The 6,369-nt window shown below is 70.1% G+C and carries 9 protein-coding genes; 7 read left to right on the forward strand and 2 right to left on the reverse strand.

Going from position 1 to position 6,369, the window contains the following annotated elements; genetic code table 11:
• Nucleotides 1-126 precede the first annotated feature (126 nt).
• From CA983_RS39135 to CA983_RS39160, 6 genes are all read left to right on the forward strand, one after another.
• Complete coding sequence (locus tag CA983_RS39135) at nucleotides 127-1,197, forward strand: PhoH family protein (protein WP_086605460.1); 1,071 nt, start codon at nucleotides 127-129, stop codon at nucleotides 1,195-1,197.
• Nucleotides 1,198-1,210: 13 nt separating this feature from the next.
• Nucleotides 1,211-1,708 (forward strand): rRNA maturation RNase YbeY, encoded by a 498-nt coding sequence (gene ybeY, locus CA983_RS39140; RefSeq protein WP_086605461.1) that lies wholly within the window; start codon nucleotides 1,211-1,213, stop codon nucleotides 1,706-1,708.
• Nucleotides 1,709-1,716: 8 nt separating this feature from the next.
• Nucleotides 1,717-3,027, forward strand: a complete 1,311-nt coding sequence (locus tag CA983_RS39145) for a hemolysin family protein (protein WP_086605462.1) — start codon at nucleotides 1,717-1,719, stop codon at nucleotides 3,025-3,027.
• Nucleotides 3,024-3,383 carry an MmcQ/YjbR family DNA-binding protein gene (locus CA983_RS39150; RefSeq protein WP_086605463.1) on the forward strand — a complete coding sequence of 120 codons (360 nt, stop codon included), beginning with the start codon at nucleotides 3,024-3,026 and terminating at the stop codon, nucleotides 3,381-3,383. Before CA983_RS39145 ends, CA983_RS39150 begins: the two co-directional genes overlap by 4 nt.
• 20 nt (nucleotides 3,384-3,403) lie before the next feature.
• Complete coding sequence (locus CA983_RS39155) at nucleotides 3,404-3,757, forward strand: cytidine/deoxycytidylate deaminase family protein (RefSeq protein ID WP_086605464.1); 354 nt, start codon at nucleotides 3,404-3,406, stop codon at nucleotides 3,755-3,757.
• 171 nt (nucleotides 3,758-3,928) lie between these two features.
• Nucleotides 3,929-4,405 (forward strand): hypothetical protein, encoded by a 477-nt coding sequence (locus CA983_RS39160; RefSeq protein ID WP_086605465.1) that lies wholly within the window; start codon nucleotides 3,929-3,931, stop codon nucleotides 4,403-4,405.
• A gap of 21 nt (nucleotides 4,406-4,426) precedes the next feature.
• Here the strand turns inward: CA983_RS39160 and CA983_RS39165 are convergent, their stop codons facing one another.
• Nucleotides 4,427-4,765 (reverse strand): P-II family nitrogen regulator, encoded by a 339-nt coding sequence (locus CA983_RS39165; protein ID WP_086605466.1) that lies wholly within the window; start codon nucleotides 4,763-4,765, stop codon nucleotides 4,427-4,429.
• 180 nt (nucleotides 4,766-4,945) lie between these two features.
• Between CA983_RS39165 and era the strand changes: the two genes are divergently transcribed.
• Nucleotides 4,946-5,908: a GTPase Era gene (era, locus tag CA983_RS39170; protein WP_086605467.1), complete on the forward strand. Its 963-nt coding sequence runs from the start codon at nucleotides 4,946-4,948 to the stop codon at nucleotides 5,906-5,908.
• 17 nt (nucleotides 5,909-5,925) lie between these two features.
• On the opposite strand, the gene CA983_RS39175 is transcribed toward era, so the two are convergent.
• On the reverse strand, nucleotides 5,926-6,369 hold a 444-nt coding region (locus CA983_RS39175; RefSeq protein WP_244207287.1), incomplete at its 5' end, for an ATP-binding protein.

Raw genomic sequence — 6,369 nt, forward strand, 5'->3', positions numbered from 1 at the left:
GATTCCAACCCCGCCCCCAAAACCCCTACGGCGTTGTCAGTCCCCCGTCGTACCCTGGGAATCGCGAGGCCGCCCTCAGCTACGCGGCCGTGAACAGGAGGAACCGCAGGCCTTCAGCGCCGGCCCATGACTCAGACACCCACAGCTCACACCCCCGCGCAGGAGCAGGCCAGAGCACAGTTCACCGTCCCTGCCCAGCACCCCATGGTGACGGTGCTGGGGTCCGGCGACGCCCTCCTGCGCGTGATCGAGAAGGCCTTCCCGGCGGCCGACATCCACGTCCGGGGCAATGAGATCAGCGCGGTCGGCGACCCCGTGGACGTCGCCCTCATCGCCCGCGTGTTCGACGAGATGATGCTGGTGCTCCGCACCGGACAGCCGATGACGGAGGACGCAGTGGAACGCTCGATCGCCATGCTCAGGGCGAGCGAGGACGGGGAGAGCGACGGCCAGGAGACCCCTGCCCAGGTGCTCACGCAGAACATCCTGTCCTCGCGAGGCCGCACGATCCGCCCCAAGACGCTCAACCAGAAGCGCTACGTGGACGCGATCGACAAGCACACGATCGTCTTCGGCATCGGCCCGGCGGGTACCGGCAAGACGTACCTGGCGATGGCCAAGGCCGTCCAGGCCCTGCAGTCCAAGCAGGTCAACCGCATCATCCTGACCCGCCCGGCGGTCGAGGCGGGAGAGCGGCTCGGATTCCTCCCGGGCACGCTCTACGAGAAGATCGACCCGTACCTGCGCCCGCTCTACGACGCGCTGCACGACATGCTCGACCCGGACTCGATCCCGCGGCTGATGGCGGCGGGCACGATCGAGGTCGCGCCGCTCGCCTACATGCGCGGTCGCACGCTCAACGACGCCTTCATCATCCTGGACGAGGCCCAGAACACGAGCCCCGAGCAGATGAAGATGTTCCTCACCCGCCTCGGCTTCGACTCGAAGATCGTGATCACGGGTGACGTGACGCAGGTCGACCTCCCGGACGGGACGAAGAGCGGTCTGCGGCAGGTGCAGGACATCCTGGACGGCGTCGAGGACGTCCACTTCTCCCGCCTGTCGTCCCACGACGTGGTCCGGCACAAGCTGGTGGGCCGTATCGTCGACGCGTACGAGCTGTACGACACCAAGCACGGCACCCAGAACGGCTCCCACAAGGGCAGCCGCGGCAAGTCCGGGCACAAGGGGAAGTAGACCGAGCACCAGCATGTCGATCGACGTCAACAACGAGTCCGGTACCGAGGTCGACGAGCAGGCGATCCTCGACATCGCCCGCTATGCGCTCGCGCGGATGCGCATCCACCCGCTCTCCGAGCTCTCGGTGATCGTCGTGGACTCCGCCGCAATGGAGCAGCTGCACATCCAGTGGATGGACCTGCCGGGCCCGACGGATGTCATGTCCTTCCCGATGGACGAGCTGCGCCCGCCGTCCAAGGACGACGACGAGCCGCCGCAGGGGCTGCTCGGCGACATCGTGCTGTGCCCGGAGGTCGCGGAGAAGCAGGGCAAGGAAGCGGACACGCAGCACTCCATGGACGAGGAGCTCCAGTTGCTCACCGTCCACGGAGTGCTGCACCTGCTGGGCTACGACCACGAGGAACCGGACGAGAAGGCCGAGATGTTCGGCCTCCAGGCGGCCATCGTGGACGGCTGGCGCGCGGAGCGGGGCCTGACCGGCCCGTCCCCGGCGCCGACGGTCTCTTAAGCCCGCCGATGAGTCCGCAACTCGCCCTGGGCGCGGTCGCCCTGGTCGTCGTGGCCTGGCTCTTCGCCTGCGCGGAGGCGGGCCTCGCGCGCGTCTCCAGCTTCCGCGCCGAGGAGGCCGTGCGCTCCGGCCGCCGGGGCAGCGCCAGGCTGGCCCAGGTCGCCGCCGACCCGACCCGCTATCTGAACGTGGCGCTGCTGGTGCGCGTCGCCTGCGAGATGGCCGCCGCCGCGCTGATCACCTACGGCTGCCTGATGGAGTTCGACAGCACGACCGAGGCCCTCCTGATCGCCATCGCGGTCATGGTCCTCGTGTCGTACGTCGCCGTCGGCGTCTCCCCGCGCACCATCGGCCGCCAGCACCCGCTGAACACGGCGACGGTCTCGGCGTACGTCCTGGTGCCGCTGGCCCGGGTCATGGGCCCGATCCCGTCGCTGCTGATCCTCATCGGCAACGCGCTCACCCCCGGCAAGGGCTTCCGGCGCGGCCCCTTCGCCTCCGAGGCGGAGCTGCGCGCGCTGGTCGACCTCGCCGAGAAGGAGTCGCTCATCGAGGACGACGAGCGCCGCATGGTGCACTCGGTCTTCGAGCTGGGCGACACCCTCGTCCGGGAGGTCATGGTCCCGCGCACGGACCTGGTGGTCATCGAGCGCTACAAGACCATCCGCCAGGCCCTCACCCTCGCCCTGCGCTCCGGCTTCTCCCGGATCCCGGTGACCGGCGAGAGCGAGGACGACATCGTCGGGATCGTCTACCTCAAGGACCTGGTCCGCAAGACGCACATCAGCCGCGACGCCGAGTCCGAGCAGGTGTCCACGGCGATGCGCCCGGCGTTCTTCGTGCCCGACACCAAGAACGCGGGCGACCTGCTGCGCGAGATGCAGAAGGAACGCAACCACGTCGCCGTCGCCGTCGACGAGTACGGCGGCACCGCCGGCATCGTCACCATCGAGGACATCCTCGAGGAGATCGTCGGCGAGATCACCGACGAGTACGACCGCGAACTGCCGCCGGTGGAGGACCTCGGCAAGGACCGCTACCGGGTCACCGCCCGCCTGGACATCGGCGACCTGGGCGAGCTGTACGGCCTGGAGTCGTTCGACGACGAGGACGTCGAGACGGTCGGCGGTCTGCTCGCGAAGGCGCTGGGCCGGGTTCCCATCGCCGGTGCCTCGTCCGTCGTGGAACTCCCCGACGGCCGGGAACTGCGTCTGACCGCGGAGGCCGCGGCCGGCCGCCGCAACAAGATCGTGACGGTGCTGGTCGAGCCGGTGGACCCGGCGGGCCTTCCACGGGACGAGGAGGAGAAGCCGGAGTGACCCCGCAGGAGCTGCGCGCGTTCTGCCTGTCCTTCGACGCGGCCGTCGAGGACTTCCCGTTCAGCCCGGAGATCTCGGTCTTCAAGGTCCGGGGCAAGCTGTTCGCCCTGTCGCACCTCGACGCGCGCCCCCTGAAGGTCAACCTCAAGTGCGACCCGGACGACGCGATCCGGCTGCGCGGCGAGCACGAGGGCCTGATCGTCCCGGGCTGGCACATGAACAAGCGGCACTGGAACACGGTCACGGCCGACGGGGGACTCCCGGACCGGCTGGTCAAGGAGCTCATCGAGGACTCGTACGACCTCGTCGTCGCGGGCCTGCCGCGAGCTGACCGCCTCCGCCTCGACCGGCCCTGACGCTTCCGTATGCTCGGATCATGACCGACAGCAGCGCACTCGACGCCGAGGACCGCAAGATCGTCACCCTGGCCCGTTCCGCACGGGCCCGCAACGGCGTGCCCGAGGGGGCGGCCGTACGGGACGAGACCGGACGTACGTACGTCGCGGGGACCGTGGCCCTCGACTCCCTGAAGCTCAGTGCCCTCCAGACGGCCGTGGCGATGGCGGTGGCCTCGGGTGCGAAGTCCCTGGAGGCCGCGGCCGTGGTGACGGAGGCGGAGACCGCGTCCGACGAGGACCGGGCGGTGGTACGGGATCTCGGTGGCGCCCAGACGCCGGTGTTGGTGGCCGGGCCCGACGGGACGGTCCGGACCACCGTGACCGCCGGCTGAAGTCCGCTGTAACCGGCGGTAATTAGGCGCGAATTCAACCTTGCCGCCGTCTGCCCCACGCGCATCAATGGGAACCGTAAGTTCCGACGGACCGTCAGGTTCGGCGCTCGCGTGACGTGCCCACACGCACCCGCCGAGCGTCCCCCCACACGGAAACGGAGCCGGAATCCCATGAGACGCAAGCGAATCGGAGCAGGCGCGGCCCTGGCGGCCGGGGCCCTCGCGGTCACCGGGCTCGCCTTCGCCCCCGCCGCACTCGCCGTCACCCCCCAGACGGCGACGATCAGTGCCGACTGCGGCACCTTCGGCAGTGGCGAGGCCACGCTCACGGCCACGCAGGACGGCACCGCCGCCACCCTCACCGTCAAGTCGTCCGCTATCACCGCGCCGATCGCCCTCGGCGAGGACTCGATCGCGTCCACGCTCACCCTGGTGAAGACCGGCGGCGGCACCGTCGACTTCACCGGCACTCAGAACCCGGCGATGGCCGCCGGCGCCCCCGTCGAGGTCGGTCCCCTCAGCGGCACCGTGGCCTCCGGCGACAGCCTGGAGGCCTTCGGCGGCTCGCTGAAGATGACCGTCTTCGGCATCACCATCACCTGCACGGCGACCGGGCCGCAGTCGCCGGGCCCGTTCGTGTTCGACTGATCCCGGCGGGCCGGGCGCGACCTACAGCGCGTCCGGCCCGCGCTCGCCCGTCCGCACCCGCACGACCGTGTCCACGGGCAGCGCCCACACCTTGCCGTCGCCGATCTTGCCGGTGTGCGCGGCCTTCACGACCGCGTCGATGACGGCCTCGGCGTCCACGTCCTCGACGACGACCTCGATCCGGATCTTCGGCACCAGGTCGACCTGGTACTCGGCGCCGCGGTACACCTCGGTGTGGCCGCGCTGCCGGCCGTAGCCGCTGGCCTCGCTCACGGTCAGGCCGTGCACACCGAGTTCCTGCAGGGCGTTCTTGATCTCGTCGAGGCGGTACGGCTTGACGATCGCGGTGATGAGCTTCATGCCTGGTGGGTGACCTTCTGGGCGGGGGAGGAGAGGAGGGGACCGGGGCGCCGTGGCCCAGGATGCCGTGATCGTAGGCCGTCTCGGCGTGCACCGTAAGGTCCGGCCGGCCCGCGGCCGGAGGCGGCCAGTCGGCAGTGTCCGGGCGCCGGTGCGGCACGGCTCTGTGGATCAGGGAGAATGGGCGCCATGAGCGTTCGTACCCAGTCATCCGAAAAGCCGGCCGAAGCTGTCCACCGGGCTGGCTTCGCCTGCTTCGTGGGCCGTCCCAACGCGGGCAAGTCCACCCTCACGAATGCTCTGGTCGGCCAGAAGGTGGCGATCACGGCGAACCAGCCGCAGACGACGCGGCACACCGTGCGGGGCATCGTGCACCGCCCGGACGCCCAGCTGATCCTGGTCGACACCCCGGGGCTGCACAAGCCGCGCACGCTGCTGGGCGAGCGGCTGAACGACATCGTGCGCACCACGTGGGCCGAGGTGGACGTGATCGGCTTCTGCCTGCCCGCGAACGAGAAGCTCGGCCCCGGTGACCGCTTCATCGCGAAGGAGCTGGCGTCCATCCGGAAGACGCCGAAGATCGCGATCGTCACGAAGACCGACCTGGTGGACGGCAAGACGCTCGCCGAGCAGCTCATCGCGATCGACCAGCTCGGCAAGGAACTGGGCTTCGAGTGGGCCGAGATCGTCCCGGTGTCGGCGGTCGGCGACAAGCAGGTGGGCCTGCTGGCCGACCTGATCGTCCCCCTCCTGCCGGAGGGGCCGGCGCTCTACCCCGAGGGCGACCTGACCGACGAGCCCGAGCAGGTCATGATCGCGGAGCTGATCCGGGAGGCCGCGCTGGAGGGTGTCCGCGACGAGCTCCCCCACTCCATCGCGGTGGTCGTCGAGGAGATGCTCCCCCGCGAGGACCGCCCCGCCGACAAGCCCCTTCTCGACATCCACGCCTTCGTCTACATCGAGCGCCCCAGCCAGAAGGGCATCATCATCGGCCCCAAGGGCAAGCGCCTGAAGGAGGTCGGCATCAAGTCCCGCAAACAGATCGAGGCCCTGCTGGGCACGCCGGTGTTCTTGGACCTGCACGTGAAGGTCGCCAAGGACTGGCAGCGGGACCCGCGGCAGTTGCGCAAGCTGGGGTTCTGAGGTTCCCGGGCGCGTTACTACGCCGTCGCCAGGCTCGCCCACACCGCGTTGCCGCCGGTGCGGGGCGAGCGGGTGACTCCCCAGCTGTCGGCTATCTCGCGCACGAGCAGCAGACCGCGGCCGCCCTCGTCGTCGAGGCCGGGGCAGCGGTCGGGGATGCCGCGGCCCGTGAGGTCGCCGTCGTGCACCTCCAGCCGGAAACGCTCGTCCGTCATCCGCCCGACGCCGCACAGGATCCGCTCGCTGGGCGTGTGCAGTACGGCGTTCGTCACCAGCTCGGACACGAGCAGGACGGCGTTCGCGCACACCTCGTCGGGGACCTGCCACGAGGCCAGCCGCGCCCGCATGGCATGACGGGCGACTCTGACGCTGGTCCGCAGGGGCGGCAGTTCCAGCCAGTGGGTGCGGCCCGGGCGCACCGCGTCCAGGAACCGGGGGGTGGAAGTCGTGTGGGGGGACAC

This window comes from Streptomyces swartbergensis (assembly GCF_002148965.1).
GTDB lineage: Bacteria > Actinomycetota > Actinomycetes > Streptomycetales > Streptomycetaceae > Streptomyces > Streptomyces swartbergensis.